This is a genomic window from Rhodococcus mengyinensis (genome assembly GCF_048381435.1).
In the GTDB taxonomy this organism is placed as follows: Bacteria; Actinomycetota; Actinomycetes; order Mycobacteriales; family Mycobacteriaceae; genus Rhodococcus_F; species Rhodococcus_F opacus_D.
Genome location: NZ_JBLWIT010000162.1, coordinates 13,316 through 30,420, shown reverse-complemented (window position 1 = coordinate 30,420; position 17,105 = coordinate 13,316). Strand labels below are relative to the sequence as shown.

The 17,105-nt window shown below is 66.6% G+C and carries 16 protein-coding genes; all 16 read left to right on the top strand.

Going from position 1 to position 17,105, the window contains the following annotated elements; all coding sequences use genetic code 11:
• The first annotated feature begins 878 nt into the window (after positions 1-878).
• The 16 genes from ACNJ7E_RS43620 (at position 879) to ACNJ7E_RS43545 (ending at position 17,093) form a co-directional block, all read left to right on the top strand.
• Entirely contained in the window at positions 879-2,030 is a 1,152-nt protein-coding gene (locus ACNJ7E_RS43620) for a hypothetical protein (protein WP_418342700.1), read from the top strand.
• Positions 2,031-2,234: 204 nt separating this feature from the next.
• Positions 2,235-2,933 carry a DUF8176 domain-containing protein gene (locus ACNJ7E_RS43615; protein ID WP_418342699.1) on the top strand — a complete coding sequence of 233 codons (699 nt, stop codon included), beginning with the start codon at positions 2,235-2,237 and terminating at the stop codon, positions 2,931-2,933.
• 200 nt (positions 2,934-3,133) lie between these two features.
• A complete protein-coding gene (locus tag ACNJ7E_RS43610) occupies positions 3,134-4,756 on the top strand; it encodes a cutinase family protein (RefSeq protein WP_418342698.1) in 1,623 nt (540 codons plus the stop codon).
• A 10-nt stretch (positions 4,757-4,766) separates the two neighbouring features.
• A complete protein-coding gene (locus tag ACNJ7E_RS43605; RefSeq protein WP_418342697.1) occupies positions 4,767-6,041 on the top strand; it encodes a MinD/ParA family ATP-binding protein in 1,275 nt (424 codons plus the stop codon).
• Positions 6,038-6,700, top strand: coding sequence for a hypothetical protein (locus tag ACNJ7E_RS43600; protein ID WP_418342696.1), 663 nt, complete (start codon positions 6,038-6,040; stop codon positions 6,698-6,700). The genes ACNJ7E_RS43605 and ACNJ7E_RS43600 overlap by 4 nt, the downstream gene beginning before the upstream one ends.
• The gene (locus ACNJ7E_RS43595) at positions 6,697-6,990 is read left to right on the top strand and encodes a hypothetical protein (RefSeq protein WP_418342695.1); all 294 of its coding nucleotides are present in this window, start codon (positions 6,697-6,699) and stop codon (positions 6,988-6,990) included. The genes ACNJ7E_RS43600 and ACNJ7E_RS43595 overlap by 4 nt, the downstream gene beginning before the upstream one ends.
• On the top strand, positions 6,987-7,250 hold the full coding sequence (locus ACNJ7E_RS43590) for a hypothetical protein (RefSeq protein WP_418342694.1): 264 nt from the start codon (positions 6,987-6,989) through the stop codon (positions 7,248-7,250). The genes ACNJ7E_RS43595 and ACNJ7E_RS43590 overlap by 4 nt, the downstream gene beginning before the upstream one ends.
• Before the next feature lie 49 nt (positions 7,251-7,299).
• Positions 7,300-7,923, top strand: coding sequence for a DUF8175 domain-containg protein (locus ACNJ7E_RS43585; protein ID WP_418342693.1), 624 nt, complete (start codon positions 7,300-7,302; stop codon positions 7,921-7,923).
• Complete coding sequence (locus ACNJ7E_RS43580) at positions 7,920-8,816, top strand: DUF8175 domain-containg protein (protein ID WP_418342692.1); 897 nt, start codon at positions 7,920-7,922, stop codon at positions 8,814-8,816. Before ACNJ7E_RS43585 ends, ACNJ7E_RS43580 begins: the two co-directional genes overlap by 4 nt.
• On the top strand, positions 8,810-10,624 hold the full coding sequence (locus tag ACNJ7E_RS43575; RefSeq protein WP_418342691.1) for a hypothetical protein: 1,815 nt from the start codon (positions 8,810-8,812) through the stop codon (positions 10,622-10,624). Before ACNJ7E_RS43580 ends, ACNJ7E_RS43575 begins: the two co-directional genes overlap by 7 nt.
• Entirely contained in the window at positions 10,621-12,156 is a 1,536-nt protein-coding gene (locus ACNJ7E_RS43570; RefSeq protein WP_418342690.1) for an SCO6880 family protein, read from the top strand. Before ACNJ7E_RS43575 ends, ACNJ7E_RS43570 begins: the two co-directional genes overlap by 4 nt.
• 4 nt (positions 12,157-12,160) lie before the next feature.
• On the top strand, positions 12,161-13,942 hold the full coding sequence (locus ACNJ7E_RS43565) for a helicase HerA domain-containing protein (RefSeq protein WP_418342689.1): 1,782 nt from the start codon (positions 12,161-12,163) through the stop codon (positions 13,940-13,942).
• Between the two features lies 1 nt (position 13,943).
• Entirely contained in the window at positions 13,944-14,222 is a 279-nt protein-coding gene (locus ACNJ7E_RS43560; RefSeq protein WP_418342688.1) for a hypothetical protein, read from the top strand.
• A 2-nt stretch (positions 14,223-14,224) separates the two neighbouring features.
• Positions 14,225-15,835, top strand: a complete 1,611-nt coding sequence (locus ACNJ7E_RS43555; protein ID WP_418342687.1) for a VldE C-terminal domain-containing protein — start codon at positions 14,225-14,227, stop codon at positions 15,833-15,835.
• A 32-nt stretch (positions 15,836-15,867) separates the two neighbouring features.
• Positions 15,868-16,542: a hypothetical protein gene (locus tag ACNJ7E_RS43550; protein ID WP_418342686.1), complete on the top strand. Its 675-nt coding sequence runs from the start codon at positions 15,868-15,870 to the stop codon at positions 16,540-16,542.
• The gene (locus ACNJ7E_RS43545) at positions 16,539-17,093 is read left to right on the top strand and encodes a hypothetical protein (RefSeq protein ID WP_418342685.1); all 555 of its coding nucleotides are present in this window, start codon (positions 16,539-16,541) and stop codon (positions 17,091-17,093) included. The genes ACNJ7E_RS43550 and ACNJ7E_RS43545 overlap by 4 nt, the downstream gene beginning before the upstream one ends.
• Positions 17,094-17,105: the final 12 nt, after the last annotated feature.

Here is a 17,105-nt window from a genome sequence, read left to right as displayed (position 1 = left end):
GCCTGTTTCGGCATCATCAAGAACGCGAACCCCGGGCTACATTTCGCCTCGCCCATTACGGCGGCATGTACATCCGTCGGATTCGTCCCCGGTCAACGCCCATTCGACCGGAACTCTGACCATGCGCGACGTCGCGCTTCCCAGCTTCCGGACTCGCGCGCCGGCCCCATAGATGAGCAAGCCCCAGGTGCGGTGATGATTGGCGTCCTCGCCCGCACCTGGGGTTCTACTCCCCACAGCGTTTCAGCACGTAAACGTCCACGCCGCAGGATCTCGGATCCCCGCGGGCCATTTCTGTACCCAGTTGGAGGCTCCGATGTCTTTGGGTGCCCAGATCCACCCGCCTACTAATCCTACTGTCGCCCCGTTTTCGTTACAGGCAGATTCCAGCGAGTCCGTTCCTCACGATCCGATTTCGACGAGTGAGGGGGTGCGACCGCTCAGCGTCGTCGCTCATTGCGCTGGACGGGCACCCGGTTACAGGTGCTACAGCCTCGTTCTTCCTGGGTTTTCGACCTGCCCCGCAGGCCACTCGCTGGTGCGGTACTCGTCGCCCTGGATTGGCCTCCAGTCGGCCGTCTAACTCCGGGCTGCGCTCATTCGGGGCGGGATCGGATGACAACCAACTGAACTATCGGTGGGCGCCGGTGACGCATTTACGTTTCGCAACAACAGGTTTCATGATTCCGATGGAGGAGTAAGTGATGTTCAAGGTCGCCAGATCGACGAACAGGAGCGGTGGCCGGCACCGTCGCGGCTCGAATCGAACCGCGACGGTGTGCGCGGTGCCGATTGCGTTGTGCCTAGTGTGTGCCGGTGTCGCGCAGGCAGCTCCCGGACAGCCTGGGGTAGCGGTACCACCGAGCCAGCAGCCTGGTGTGACGGCACCATCCGCTCCGCAGGCAGAGCGTGAATACCTGCCTGGCTACCAGCCCTCGGAGCAGGTTGAGAACGCCGAGTGGCGGTCGTACGAGGACTACCAGCAGGGCTATACCCAACCGTCGTACGTCGAGCCGCCGTACGTCGAGCCGTCGTACGTCGGACCGGCCTACTACGACTATGAGGACAGCGCTCCCAGCTTTGTCGAGCCGCAGCCTGAGGTCCTGCCCCCACCACCTCCGCCGATGGTGCAGCGGCCGGGGATTGCCCCGATTCAGGCGCCGCCGAACAAGCTCCTGTTCGGTGCCGCACTCTTTGATCGGCCTTGGTTCGTCCCGGAGCGGGAGGGCCAGCAGCTCAGCAACACGATGTCTGCGATCCAGGCGGATGGCGGGAACTTCGTCACCTCGCTCGGTGTGCCGACGAAGCAGGCTGATCGGCTTGTGGCGGGCGCGGTGACCGGGGCGGCGCTCGGCGGGGTCGGTACGGCGATCGCAGTGGGTGCCCCGATGGCGGTGCTCGGTGGGGCAGCTGGCGCGATGGTCGGCACCGTCGTGGGTGTCGCGGTTGGCTCGACATTGGCGTCGGTGTTCATCCCGGGTGTTGGCATCGTCGTCGGCCCCGTCATCGGGGGCGTGAACGGCCTGTGGATCGGCGGGGCTGCGGGTGCAGCCGCACTCGGGATCCCCGCGGCAATGGCCGGTTTCATTGTCGGCGCGGTCGCGGGCGGGATCGTCGGAGCGACCGCATTCGGCGGTGAGGACGTAGTGATCGAAGAGCCTGCACTTACCCCGGCGCCGGAGGCACCCGCCCTGGCCCCGTTGTGGATCCCGTCGGTGGTCGACGCGCAGGCAGTGACCGGGCAGACGCAGCAGGTGATTGAGCAGGTCGAGGCGGTTCCCGGCGGCACTGAGGTTGTCGAGCAGGTGCGTGAGTACACCGAGGCGGCACCGGAATACGCAGCTCAGACGCAGCAGACGTTCTCCGAAAGCACCTCCGCGGTACGTGAGGCTGCCCTCGCGCAACCCGGCGGCGACCAGCTCGTCGCGTCGGTAGAGCAGGCCCGGGCGGATGCCGCGGCTGCCGCTGCGCCGGTGATCGAGCAGGCCGGAGCTGCATGGAATGCGTTCACAGCGGGCCTGAACGCGTAGGGGAGTGCGGGGTGTGCCCGGTGCAGTCGTTGCCAGCGGAAATCGAGGAGGGATCTGACCATGTCGTCGTCTGATCGTGGTCCCGTCACCCGGCCGGGAAGCCGACCGTGGGAACGCGGACAACGTACGAATGCTCCGGGCACACCTCGTGCACCGAGGCGACCGGCAGCACCGGCACCGCCCCGGCATTTTGATGCGCGGTCGGTGAGCGAAGCGCAGGCAACGAAGTCCGCACCCCCGCGACCTGCGGAACGCCCCAACCCGAAGCCCACCCCGAAGAAGCCCGCCCCGAGGCCGATGCGGCAGCCAAGCGGTCGCCGTCGGCCGATGGCGTGGGCCGCGGTGTCGGCGGTGGGGATGGCAGCGGTGGGGTTGGTCGGTGCCGGAGTTTGGGCGTTGATGCCGGAAGACTCCACGGGCAGCGACGATTTTGTCGACGGAATGTCGTCGATGATGACCTCCCCGGCGAATCCGGCGGTCCCGGAAGCGGTGTCTTCCTCCGTCGTTGCGGCGCCGGCGCCGTCGTGTGCGGAGTCCAGCGAGGGCGGGGTCGTCACCGGGGCCGGACCAGGCGGATTCGCCTCCGGACCGGAAGCGATTCTCGGCTTCGACTACGCCTACTACGTCGACCGCAGCGGTGCGAGAGCCCGGGAGTTCACCACACCGGACGCCGCGGTCGGTACTTCCGAACAACTGCAGAAGGAAGGTATCGACACCATCCCCGCCGATACCCGCCACTGCCTGCGGATCACCACCCGCGCACCGGACGAATACAGCGTCGAGCTGACGCACATGGTTCCCGGAGCGGATCCGGTGGTGTGGACACAGCTGGTGCGCACCCGAACTGAGGGCGGACGCACCCTCATCGCCTCCATCACCGATACCACTGGAACGGAGAAATGATGCAGCTCAACCGATTAGCGCGGTCTGCCACGACCGCTGCGCTATGTGTGGCAGTGACGGCCGCGGCCGCCACTACGGCGGGCGCGCAGCCGGTCACACCAAGCGAGTGGCCCACAACGACCACCACCGACCCGTGGGATACAGGGTCACTGACACCGACCAGCTCTGGCCCGACGTCAGGGAACGATCCGTGGTCGAAGGTGACCACCACAGCCTCACCGGGTGCGGCGAACGCGCAGAGCGATGGGTGCCCGATGCTGCACGTGATCGTCACGCAGGGCACCACCGAGTCGAGTGAGGGCACGGACCCCAAGCAGGACACCGGCACCTTGTCGGCGGCGATCTTGCCCGTTCTCAGCGAGTTCGGCGGTGTCAGTGACTCGGACCAATTCGCCCGCACCTATGTTCCCTATCCTGCCGACTACGGACTCGCCGGGACCTCCTACGAGAATTCGTACCAGCGTGGCGTCGACAACACGCTGAAAGTCGTCGCAGACGAAGCCGCGAAGTGCCCCAGCACGAAGTTCGGGTTCCTTGGCTATTCCCAAGGCGCGAACGTCGCGTCGACAGCGTTGCGTCTCATTGGAGCTGGTCAGGGTCCGATCGCACCGTCGCGAGTCGCGATGGGAATGCTGTTCTCGGACCCGACCCGCGACCAGGGTGACGGGATCTTCCCTGGACGACCTGTCTCCCAGCAGCATCCCGATCCGGCGCCCGGTACCCGCGGCAGCGAGGTTGCCCGGATCGACGCTCCGGCCGCCACCGGCCAGACCACGGGTGGGGGCATCGCACCATTGACCGCGGAGACTCCGAAGACATTCGGTGCGCTGACCGGCCGGGTGGCCTCGGCGTGCGCTGCGGGGGACCTTGCCTGCGACACACCTGCGGACGCTCCGCTGGCGAGGTTGGTGACGAACGTGTCGGGTCGGATGGATCTCGATACCCGCGACCCGGTGGGCATCTTGATGTCTGCGTCGGAAGTGTTGGGCACAACCGCGCTGAAGATGACTGCCGATGTGATCGAGAACGACATCGTCTCCACGGATGGCACGACTCGCGGTCTGGACTACCGGCCGAAGGATTCGCTGTCGAATCGTGCAGCCGACGCCTCGAACCCGGAGCACCAGGTCGACGCGTTCGCCGCGATCGACAAGGTCCTCGGGATCGGGATTAACACCGCGGTCGCGTTCGTGAAAAACGTTGTGACGATGGAGAACATCGCTCAGGTTGCCGCCGTGGGGCTGGCGAATCCCGCGGCTGGTCTCGCCCTGTTGGCGGCGAGGGCGGGGGAGGCTGCTTTGCAGCTGCTTCCGGCGAACATCACCAATAAGACCGCGAAGGCAGTGCAGACCGTTATTCAGAACGAACTCACCGACAACGCCGGCCTGGTCAAGATGGCGACGGACGTCAAGTACTGGGCGGTGCGCGCGAATCACGAGTCGTATCAGCGCGACGCGGTCACCTCCGGCGGCGGGACGTGGTTGACGTTCGCCACCGAGTGGATCAAGGCCGTCATTCGTGACCTGGAGGCCGGGTCTTCTCTGCCCGCAGCAGCGTCCGGGGCGTTCTCGCGGACTGTCCCCGTCACTGGTCAGGGCTCGTACCAGGGCCTTCCGGGTTTGCAGTGGTCGCAGCCGGAAACGCAACAGCCAGCCGCGGCATACGACTTCACCGCACCGGTTTCGGTCGCACCGGCCTATGCCCGACCGGAACCGGCCACGTCCGAGACGGCGGTACCGACGTCCTCGACGCCACAGGATCCGTGGCTGATGGTCCCCACCACCGACGAGGACTCGTCGGGCTGGCTGACACCAGGCAATTGAGGGAGCACAGATGAGCCAGAACTGGATGGACGGGTTACGCGACGACGAGCCGCAGCTCCCGGCGCAGTGGAACGACGATCTCGACGAAGACTCCGAGACCGGGCAGGTCGTGCCGCTCCGTGACGATCGAGCGGCGATGAACGTGTCGCCGGAGCACAACGACTCGCTACGGGCAGACATTACAGCCGCTCCGAAGCCGCTCGCGGCTGACGACACCGCACCCGACGCCGCTGAGGTCGGCGTGTCTGCGGTCTCGGTGGGCTCACCCTTGCCGGTGAGCCCACCGGTGCGGGTGCCCGCCGACGCTGCAATGCTTCCGCGCCTGGGCCAGCGCAACGACCTGGTCGTCGAGCAGGTCAAGCCGGTGCCGAGGTCAGGTTGGCGGCGTGCGCTGTTCATGGCGTCACTCAAGACGATCAACGCGGGGGAGAATCCCGCGGACGTGCGCGAGCGTGAGATCGACATGCGCATCGCCGCACCGATTCGCAGTGACCACAAGATCACGGTCGCCGGCCTCAAGGGCGGGGTCGCCAAGAGCACGGTGTCGATTGCACTCGGGCACGCATTCGCGTCGGTGCGCAGCGACCGGGTGCTCGCGGTCGACGCCAATCCGGACGCGGGGGTGTTGGCCGAGCGGATCGCGCAGGTCGGCGCCCGCGCCGGGTACGCACCGACGATCTACGACCTGATCGCAGACACCCGACACGATCGCTACTCGGACGTCCGTGCACACACGCTCGAGGCCGAGACCGGGTTGCAGGTACTCGCCTCACACGACGACCCCGCCCGGTCGGAAGCGTTGAGCGAGAGCGACTACCGGCAGGCGATGACGATCTTGCAGGACCACTACCAGGTGCTGGTGTCGGATTGCGGCACCGGCATCACCCACCCGGTGATGTGCGGCGTTCTCGATCTGGCGGACTCGCTGATCGCACCGACCAAACTCGACGTGTCGGCGGTGACCCGTACGAACGCAATGCTCGATTGGTTGGATGCCCATCACTACCAGCCGCTTGTGCAGCGGTCAGTGGTGGTCATTTCCCGGATCTCCGGTCAGTCGAAGACTCCGCTGTCCGAGCAGCAGGTCCGGGACTACTTCGACGGCCGTGTGCGGGCGGTAGTGACGATTCCGTTCGACCGGCACTTGGATGAGGGCGCGGAAATCTATTGGGAGCGGCTGCAACCGGCCACCCGCAATGCGTACCGGGGCTTGGCGCAGTTGGTGGCCGAGGACTTCGGGCACACGGTACGTCCGGAACCTGCCCCGGTGGAGCGGTCGAAATGAGTGCCGCGTGGCACGCCGAGCACGGCGCATCGGACGCAGCACCTGCGCTGTCCGCTCATCCCTTGGTCGAGCCGCCGCCACCGGAATGCCAGGCCGATATCTGGCCCGAGCCGGTGTACGTACCCGACGACCGACGTACCCCGTCCTGGTGGCTCGTCGGTGCCTGCGGTGGGGCGGGGGTATCGATGCTGACCGCGTCCTGGTCGATCGCGGGGGACACTCAGCGCGCCTTTCCTGGCGGGCTCGAGGAGGAGTCGCCGTTCGTCCTCGTCGTGGCCCGCGAGCACGCGGCCGGAATCGGGCAGGCCCACGACCTGCTCACACAACACCTGTCCGGGTATGGCGGGCCGACGACGCTGCTCGGGCTGGTCACCGTGGCAGCCAAGCCCGGAAAGCTCGCAGCGCCGCTGCGCCAACGCCTCGAGGTCGTCGCGGGTCTGGTCGATGACCGGCATTGGCGTATCCCGTGGATCGAACAGTGGATCTCCTTGACCCCGAGCGAGCTTCCCTCGTGGAGCCCTGGCGATCCGATCGGTACCGGCCGCAAACGTGAACCACCGGAGACCACGGTGCCCCGTGAGGTGGCCGCGGCCGGCGAATCCATCCGCGCCACCATCCTGCAATTTCTGCAAACCCCTACAGAGGAGCGACAGCCATGATTCACACCTTGTTCGACGCCGCCCACACGGTCTACCTCGCAGTCCCGCAGCCCGAGCCGGTCCAGCCGCCCGGCGGTCCCAAACTCTGGCAGTTCATCGGGGTGACGCTGTGGGTGCTTACCGGAGGCGCCGTGTTGGGTGTCATCATCGGCGGCGGCTGGATGTGGGTCGACCACATGACCGACCGCGGTGCGACGAGCGGGAAGGGCATCAAGGTCGTCCTTGGTGCCGTCGGGGGTGCGGGCGTGATGTCGATCGCCGCAGCCCTGGTGACCTGGGCAATGTCGTGATTCTGCACACCCAACCGGCACCGCCGTCGAGGCCGCTGCCCAAGGAAGTGACCGATCCGATGATGCAGCTCCTCGGGTTTGGCGTGTATTTCGCCGGGGCCATTTTCGTGGTCGCCATCCTCGCCGCGGCCGGCTTGCTGTGGTGGGTGTTCTGGCTCGGCAATCCCACGACGGCGGTTGTTCGCAAGATCGCGTGGGTCATTGGCGCGGCGATCGCCGTCGGCTCGGCCGGCCAGATCGCCGGATTCGTCCTGTCCTAGTCCTCAACCGATCCGAGCCCCCTTTTCAGTCTGGACGGAGTGTATTTCGATGAAACGGCACATCTTCGCCGCGGCTACCGCCGCGACCATCCTTCTCACGATCACCGGGTGCGGTTCTGACGACACCGCTCCCGGAACCGAACAACAGGTGATCGACACGACCACCGCCCCGCAGCAGGTGCAGTGGGAGAACTGGCAGGGTGTACCGCTGCCGGTCTCCGTCAGCGACGGACCGTCCACGATCGACGGAGATGTCGCTCGTGGCTACTCGGCCACCCCGCAGGGCGCGGTCCTCGCTGCCGTGCAGGGCATCACTCGTCTGCGACTGGCCCCGGACAACTCGTGGCCGCAGGTCGCGAATACGGTCGCCGCACCGGGGGAGGGCCGGGACACGTACGCCGTCAACCGGGCGATGATCACGATCACCGGACCGGCTCCGACCGGCACCGAAGCATCGATCACCGGATTCCGTGTCGTCGACTACACGCCTGAACAGGCCGTGGTCGAGCTGGCACGCAAGCGAGCGGACACCACCGTCGTTGCCACCACCCACACGCTCGTGTGGGCCGGTGACGACTGGAAACTCGTCCTGCCCGGACCAGACAGTGAGGCACCCGCCGCGGCCTCTCTCGCGAATCTGGACGGGTTCACCGAGTTCGAGGCCGCACGATGAGCCGCCTGGGCTCCCTGGGCTCCCAGGGTTCCCCCGATCCCGAAGAGCAGCGCCGCTCGATCACCACAGGGACGTACCTGGCGATCGGTGTCGTCGTTGTGGTGGTTGCGTGCGCACTCGTCGCGGTCGCGGTGCGCTTTTTCGGCGGCGATGACGCCGCTGAAAGCAGGGGGCCGGTCGAGATCGTCCCGTCGCATCCGTCGGCCGCACCCGCTGCGCCGAACAGCACCGACGATGCGACGCAAGGGCTCGGTGCGCCAACCGTCGACCGGCTTGGCCGCCGGGTCGATCTCCCGAAATGGGCAGGTGGATGGGCGCTTCCGCAGAATCAGATCGAGCACGGCCCGTACAGCCCGGCCGCGCCGGTCACAGCCCCGGCCGGTGTGTCCTGGCAGAAGGTCAACGACGGTGCGATCGTGCCGTTCTCGACGTCGGATGGGCCGATCGCGGTGGACGGGCTGACGGCAGTCGGATTCGCCCATAGTCCGCAGGGTGCGGCGTTGGCGGCCTGGCAGATTGCGATGCGTCTGGGGGCGTCGAACAACGAGGTCGCCCGCGAGATCTACGACCGTCAGGTCGTGATGTCTGACTCGCAGCGCCGGGAGCTGTACTCCCAGCTCGACTCCGAAGGCCCCTACCATCGCGGGGCGTCCGATGCGGTGCTGTCCCACCAGAGCAAGGCGGATGCCTTCCGCGTCCGCGAATATGCCGACGACCTGGCGGTAATCGAGTACGCGAGCGTCGCGCAGAAGGCCGATGACGGCGCCGACCAGTGGTTGACCTCCCGGCTGATCGCCTCCTGGGTCGACGGTGACTGGAAGCTGACCTTCCCCGAACAGCTCGGCGACCCCACCGGCACATCGACCTCACTGAGCGGGTGGACGACATGGTGACCGCAGTGGCGGGACGTGTCGGTCGGGTGGTGCATGCGGCACTGGCGTTGTGCCTGGTGGCGGTCGTCGCCGCCTCGGTCGCCACGGCGTTCGCCGCGACCGCCGCCGCTCAGGATCCAGCCCGGATTCCTGCCGCACCCGAGGGATATTCGCTGGTCGACGAGCCGACCCGGCAAGCGAACAACCTGCCGGAGGGGGCGATCCTGCTCGGCGCAGCGGGGCAGGCGAAATCGGCTCCGGCCGGTTACACCACTGTCGAGCGGCAGGGCCAGGGGTCGTGCACCACGATCCCGCTCGGTGGTGGCGCCACGACTCAGGTGTGCGCGACCACGACCTACGCGGTTCCCGAGAGCGGCCCGGCAGAGGCGCAGCCGACGACCCCCGAGCTGCCTCCGGTGGGCACCGGTGCGCCCGGGGAGGGCACGTTCGGGTTCGACCAGTACTGCGAATCGATGACCAAAGACACCGGCTCGTGGCTGCAACCGTCGCAGATCGTGCGCAAGCTCATCGCAAACCCCAGTGAGCAGGTCTGCAAGGTCGCCAACGTCGTCTCCCATCCGGGTGACGCATTGCAGAAGATGTGGGACAGCCAGTTCGGTAAGAACGTCAAGTCGCTGGTCGCGGGCGTCGCAGACGGCTGGGGCACGATGTTGAACTGGTGGTTCACCACCCCGAGCCCTGTGCTCTCGGATGCGCAGTACCTCGACGTACTCCAGTCGTACATGCTGCCCATTCAGGGATTCGTGCTGGTGCTGTCGATCATTGTCGCCTGCATCCGGATTGCGCTTGCGCAGAACGGCTCTGAAGCAATCCCCGCGATGGATCTGGTACGGACTTTCGTTCGCACGATCATGTCGATGACGGTCTTCGGTGTCGCACTCGGGCTGGGGATCCAGATCTCCGACGGTATTGCGATCTGGCTGCTCACCGAATCCGGTGGCACCGACCTCGGCGCGAAGGTCGAGGGAATGCTCATCGATGACAACTCGACTTGGGGACCGGGATGGGTGTTTTTCATCGCCCTGTTCGGCATGTTCGGCGCATTCATGCAGACGGTGCTGCTGGTCGTTCGGCAGGCGTTCTTGATGGTGATCGTCGGTTTGCTGCCGGTTGCCGCAGCTGCCTCCGGCACCGAAATGGGTTCGCAGTCCTACGAGAAGATGCGGAACTGGGCGATCGCGTTCGTGCTGTTCAAGCCTGCCGCGGCCGCCGTGATGGCCGTAGCGTTCTGGGCGGCCGACCCACAATCCGATGTCACCAAGCTCCAGGGCTTGATCCTGCTGACCGTCGCCGCAGTCGCACTCCCAGCCCTGTTGCGGGTGCTCAACGTGTCGACGTCCAATTCCGGAAGTCCGATGGCGGTTGTTGGCCCCGCGGCCGGGGCTGGTGCCATGGCCGGAATGCTCGCCTCCGGCGGAACATCCGCGGCTGTGATGGCCGCGGGCCGCGGAGCCCGCGCCATCAGTGGTGGCGCAATGCGCAGCCATGGCGGGGCCACCGGAAACAGCAGCGGCGGCTCCGCTGGCGGTGGCGGTGGCGGTGGCGGTGGCGGTGGCGGCGGTGGTGGTACCGGCGGCGGTGCCCGTCAACGCTCGATGAGTGGAAGCCCCTCCTCGTACGGCGGCGGCCAACGCCGTCCGGGCGGAGGGTCGCGGCCCAGCGGCGGTGTCCGGTCACTGTCCAGCGGCGCGGCAACGGCCCGTGCTGGTGCGGCACGCAGCGGACAGGCCCTCGACACGATCGCCAACGACATCGCCGGTGACATCCCCGGCCGGCCGTTCACCGGTGGAAACGAGGTACACAAGTGACCAGCCCACTTACCCGGGAGCGCCAGGTCTTTCGCCTCGGCCCGGTGCCGAAGGAGTCGTTCTTCTTCGGCCTCAACATCATCGCCAGCGTCTACCTGCTTGCCTGCATCGGTATCGCTGTCTTCGCATTCGCCCGTCTCCCGCTGACGTCCGCCCTGCTGATGGCCGCGGTGATGACGTTCTTCGGCGCTCCGCTCATCGCACGGTTCCAACGCAAAACCCTCTACCAGTGGATGTCTCTACTCATCCGCTGGTCCCTACTGATCTCGAGAGGTGAGAACGTGTACCTGTCAGGGCGATTCTCCCGTGTCCCCGGTGGGACGAACAAACTTCCCGGTGTGCTGTACGAGAGCGTGCTGCACGAAGGTTGGGTCCAGCACCGGGCACGCCAGAAGTTCGGCGTGATCCAGATGCCAAAGACCAACCAGTTCACCGTCGTCATCGAGTGCTACCCGCAGGGCAATGAAGCAATCGACCAGGACTCAGTCGATTTGAGCGTGTTCAACTGGGGGTCGGCGGTCAACTTCATCTCGATGGGCGGCGACGTCGACGGCGTGACCGTGATCATCGAGAACGGCATCGAAACCGGAAACCGGCTGCGCCGCGAGGTCCGTGCCCTCGCCCACCGCGACCCGACCGGCCGATTCGGCGGCGACGGGCTCTACGGCGGGGAGCTACCCGCACGCATGATGCTCGAGTCGGCCGAATATCTCGCCGACGGATCGCCGCGACTGTGGGCGCGGGTCGCGATCACCTACCGTGCTACGACCAACTCGCGCCGCAACGATCCGGGCGAGCAGATCAAGGAAATGGCTCGCCGACTCGGTGGCGTGCTCACCGTCCTGAACGAAGCTCAGCTCAACCCCCGCCTGCTTGCACCCGAGGAGATCGTCACCCTCACCAAACGGGCCTACACCCCGGCCGCAGTCAACGACCTCGAACTCGCCGAAATGACCGACGAGGGACACGGGTTCACCTGGGACGATGCCGGTCCTATGGCGCAGAAGGCCAAGATGTCGACCCTGTACCACGACGGTTGCTTCTCCACGACGTGGGAGATGGCCGAACGACCGAAGTCGGCGTTCGTCGAAACCGTGCTGCGGCCCCTGCTGGACCCGAACCCGGATCTGATGCGCAAGCGCGTCGCGATCTGCTACCGCCCCCATGCACCTGTGGAATCGGCGCGGATCATCGAACGCGACCTCAAGCACGCCAAGAGCGGCATGAACCGTTTCCGCAAGGCAGGCCCGAGCTTCGAAGCACAAGAACGCCTCGACGACGTTGAGGAACAGCGTGAAGACCAGGGACAGGGCCACGGCCTGACGATGGTGGGCCTGATGGTCACCGTCACCGTTCCAGAAGATGCGGACGTGCCGAAGGCGGACGCGGTGACCAAAGACCTCGGGGTGCGTTCACGACTGCGGCTGCAACGGATGTGGTTCTCCCAGGACACCGCGTTCGCCGCGACGCTCGGGGTAGGGGTGCTGATGCCGTCGCACGCGGCGAAGGTCTCGTCGAAGCTGGGGGCATGACGCGATGAAACTGACCACGCCGTGGCGAAACGCCGCCGACAACGCCGATCCCTCAGCTGCGACGCACACTGCCCGCAGTGCGGCGCAGCGGCAGCGCTGTGAGGACATCGAAGCCTCTGCTCCGCTGCTCGATGACACCGAACGCGCGGAGCTGCAACGAGAAGCCCAGTCCGGAAACGTCGTGACCCGGATGCGGGCCGAGATGCACCTCCAACGCGACGCGCAGGCGCGCTCGCGCACCGTGGCCGGCAATCAGCACGCCGAGACACTGCGCGGTGACCACCGGGGCCTGTCCGGGGCGGGCGGTGGCAAGGCCGGCCCGATCCTGCCGCTGACCGAGTTCCGCGCCACCACTGCGAAAGCGGCCGGATTCTGGCCGTTCCCGGTGGGGGCAGGGGCGCCGATCGTCGGGGTCCCGCTCGGCCAGCACCTCTACACCGCGGCCCCGGTGTGCTTCGACCCGCTGTCGTGGATGACCCGGGCACGGTTCCTGCAACAGCCGTCGATGATGCTGCTCGGGCTTCCCGGATTCGGCAAGTCGACCCTCGCCCGCAAGATGATCCTCGGAATGATCTACGCCGGGGTGTCCTGCCTGGTGCTCGGGGACATGCGCCCGGACTACCGCAAGCTGACCGAACTGATTCGCGAGGACGTCGGCCCGGAACGTGCGCAGGTCGTGGAACTCGGCCGCGGCGGGAAGATCAACCCGCTCGACATGGGGCCGCTCGCGCAGATCCTGCCGACCCTCGAGTCGGCGGGCACCGAGATCGCCTCCAAGACCGCCGCGCTCGTGCAGTCGCGGATTCGCAACGATCGGCTGCGGCGCGTGACAACGTTGCTCCAGCTCACGCGCGGGAAGAAGGAGATCAAGGACTTCGAGATCTCCGCACTGCGAGCCGCGATGCGCGAACTCGACGAGCAGTTCACCGGCGGGACGCAACCGGTGCTCGAGGACCTCGAGGCAATCCTCGAACGGGGCTCCGAGCGGTTGCGGGACGCTTTCAAGTCCGACACCGCCCAGGAGTACCGGAAGGACTCGAAGAAGCTGCGCCGCACCCTGCACGCGCTGATCGAGGGCGAGTTCGGGGACGTGTTCAACGGGCAGACCACCGACCCGATCAACGTCGACGCCGCGATGGTGTGCGTGGATGTCTCGGGCGTGGCCACCAGCGACCGCAAACTCAAAGGCGCGGTCCTGCTGGCCTGCTGGGAGCACGGTTTCGCCGCAACCGAGGCCGCGCACTACCTCGCCGACGCCGGGTGCGGACCCAAGCGAAATTTCATGGTGATTCTCGACGAAATGTGGCAGGTACTCCGTGCTGGAGTCGGGATGGTGGACCGCGTCGACGAGCTGACTCGCCTCAACCGGGCCTGGGGAACGGTGCTGCTGATGTGCACGCACACGATCGGTGACCTGCGCTCGCTCGCACGAAAGGCTGATGTACAGACCGCCCAGGGGTTGGTCGAGCGTGCCGCCGCTCTGGTGGTCGGGGCATTGCCTCGGGCCGAGATGCGCAGGCTTTCGGAGATCAAACCGTTCACCGATACCGAGGTCGCCGACATCACCTCCTGGTCGTCGCCGTCAGCTCTCACAGGTGAGTCCGGGTCGATGAGCGCACCACCAGGGCAGGGCAAATTCATCATCAAGATCGGTGAACAAGGAGCACCAGGTATCCCGATGCAGACCGTACTCATGCCCTCGGAGATCGAATCCGGCGTCCACGACACCAATTACCGGTACACCTTCGCGGGTGATTCCGACGAGTACTACGACGAGGCGGCGTGAGATGGCGCGCCGTAGATACACCCAGGACTTCCGCAGTAAGTGCCTGTCCCTCGTCGATGAACAGATGAAGGTCGCCTCATCCCGTGAGGACGCGATCGTGACGGTCGCAGCATCACTGCGTATCCCGGTGACCACCCTGCGTAACTGGGTGCGCGCCGAGCGCGGGGCGGCCCGAACCGACCAGTTCCCCGCGGACGCCGTCTTGGCGATCCGATCGCTCCAACAGCAGGTACTCCTGTTGCAGAGGGCTGCCGGCGTTCTCGGACACGGGAGCGACTGACCGTGAAGAACCCTGCCGGAAAGATCGGCGTCGCTCTCATCGCCACGTTCGTGGTCCTGATTCTGGCGTTGATCTTGCTGATTTTCCCCAGCGACGAAGAATCCGAGGTGTGCCCTCCGGGCGGAGCCCCGGCCGCAACGTTTCCGGCCGGGACCAAGGTCAAGCCGATGAAGGACGGCACCTACCAGCTGACCTCGGGTTTCGGCCCCCGCTGGGGCACGATGCACAACGGGCAGGACTTCGGCTCGGCCGCAGGTGAACCCATCTACGCGACCGCGGACGGTGTGGTCTCCGCGTCCGGTCCGGCGGCGGGTTTCGGGCAGTGGATCGTCATCGACCACAACGTCGACGGGCAGATGTTTTCGAGCGTTTACGGTCACATGTTCGAGGAAGACCTGATGGTCAAGGCCGGTGAGCAGGTTCGGGCCGGACAGCAGATCGGCAAGGTCGGGTACAACGGGGAAGTCTCGCCGCCCGGCCCCGGTGGAGCCCATCTGCACTTCGAAATCTGGCAGGGCGGGCGCAACGGTGGCGAAGCGGTCGACCCGACCGGGTGGCTCGCCGACGCGGCCGAACCGGATGCACCGGTCGGAGCCGTACCGGCACCGTCCGCACCGCAACAGCAGGCAGACGGGGACCTGCCACCCCTGCCGGAATCGGTGGGATCGGAAGCGCACTGGCAGGTCGACACCATCCGGGTGGCCCGAGCCGTGGCGCAGAAGTTCCCCGAGGTCAAGACCATCGGCGGGTGGCGACCCGTCGACGCTTACGACGACCATCCCAGTGGTCGAGCGGCGGACATCATGATTCCCGACTACAACACCGGCGGCGGTAAGGAACTGGGTGACCGCATCGTCGAGTACTTGATGGCGAACAAGGCCGCGTTTCACATCGAGTACCTGATCTGGCGACAGCAGTACATCCCCGCCGAGGGCCCGTCGAACCTGATGGAGGACCGCGGCTCGGACACCCAGAATCACTTCGACCACGTGCATGCCACCACCGTCGGCGGTGGGATGCCCGACACGATGACCAGCTACGGTGCCGCCCCGGGGACACCGGGAAGCCCAGGCGCGGTGCCGGTGCCGTGCGGACCGAACTCGGCCGTGACCGGCGGGGAAGCAGACCTGGCACCGGGCAGGCTCGACGCGGAGTTCGAGCCGTGGGTGATCAAGGCCGGAAACATCTGCCCGCAGATCCGTCCGCCGCTGATCGCCGCGCAGATCCGACAGGAATCGGGCTTCGACAAGAACGCGGTCAGCCCCAGCGGGGCGCAGGGCCCGGCGCAGTTCATGCCCGGTACCTGGCCCGGATACGGCAAGGACGACGACGGGAACGGGCAGGTGTCCCCGTTCGATGTCGGCGACGCGGTCATGGCGCAGGGACGGTACATGTGCGAGATCGCCGGACAGGTCGATGCCGGTGTCGCCAACAAGTCGATCAAGGCACCAAACGGCGCAGTCGAGCTGTATCTGGCCGCCTACAACGCCGGGTTCGGTGCCGTGCAGTCCTCGGGGGGATTCCCGACCGGGTCCCCGGATTACGTCAACCAGACCCGCCCCTACGCCGATCAGATCCAGCAGTACGCCACCGAGTACGCGGCAGTCGCATAACCGCTCACAACGACACGGAAGGTAGACCCGAAATGGCGAAGAAGAGCAACAACACGGCAGCGGCCTGGGAGAAGGCGAAGAGCACCGTCAAAGAGCACAGCGAGGACCTCCGCGCTCTGGACTCGCACGGCGCGCTCTACGCATGGGCGAAAGAGCACAAGCTGGCCACGACCGCCTTGTTCCCCAAGTTCAAGACCGAGCTACTCAAGCAACTCGGTATCGACTACAACGATCTCCGCGAGCAGGCCTATGCGCAGCGGCGCGAGCAGATCGCGGCGGCGGCCGCGGACGGACCGCTGGTCGAACTGTGGACTGCCGCCGATGACGAGGTGAACAGCTTCGCGATCTGCGGTCCCGGCGGCGCCGTGGTCACCTACAACACCTTCCACGACGACGACAAGACCTACCGGAGCGGGGACCAGGACTCGGCAGACCGCTCGGTGGCCGAATTCGCGGTGTTCATCGCCGGCAAGGTGCGCGAGGAACTCGACGTCGACGCGGCCCGGTTGACCCTGCACGTACTCAACCACGAAGTCGCCGCGGACGATCCCGGCCTGACGCGATCGGCACTCGGCGCACACGTGAACGTGACGATCGAGATCGACCAGGACAATCCGGCCGCCGAATGGTGCCGGGAACCCGGCTACAAGTCCTGGCGCGAGACGGACCTGCGCACTCTCATCGCCGATGAGGCGGTGGCCTCATGAGACGCGGACCGATCGCGGTCCTCGTCGCGATCGCAGCGCTCGTCGTTGCGGCCGTTGCCGTGGTGCTGATCGTGGCGACCAACGAGGGCTCCGAGACTGACGCCGGTTCCGGCCACGACGATCACACCCACGTCGAGACCGAGGATCCGGCGAACGCCGAACCGGCCACCGTCGCCGAAAGAGCCCTGGCGGCGATGTTCTCCTGGCAACCGGTCACCGACCCCTCGCCCGGCGCTGCGGTGACCCGGGCACTTCCCTGGCTCGGCGGCGACCTCGCCGCCCAAGCTCAGCAGCCGCCGGCCACCGGTATCCGACCGCTTCCGCAGTGGCAGCCGTGGAAGGAATCCGGCGACATCGTCTCGGCCACAGCCGAAGCATCCGCACCGATCCTGGCCACCGCCGACCGCCAGGTGCTGCCGGTGACGCTGACCCAAACGGTGCTGCACGGCGACGGCAGCACCACCCCCTATGCCACCCACCAGGTCACGGCGGTCGTCGATCGCACCGACACCGGATGGCGATTGACCGAATACAACCTCGCCCCCAACTAGCTCCACCCGACG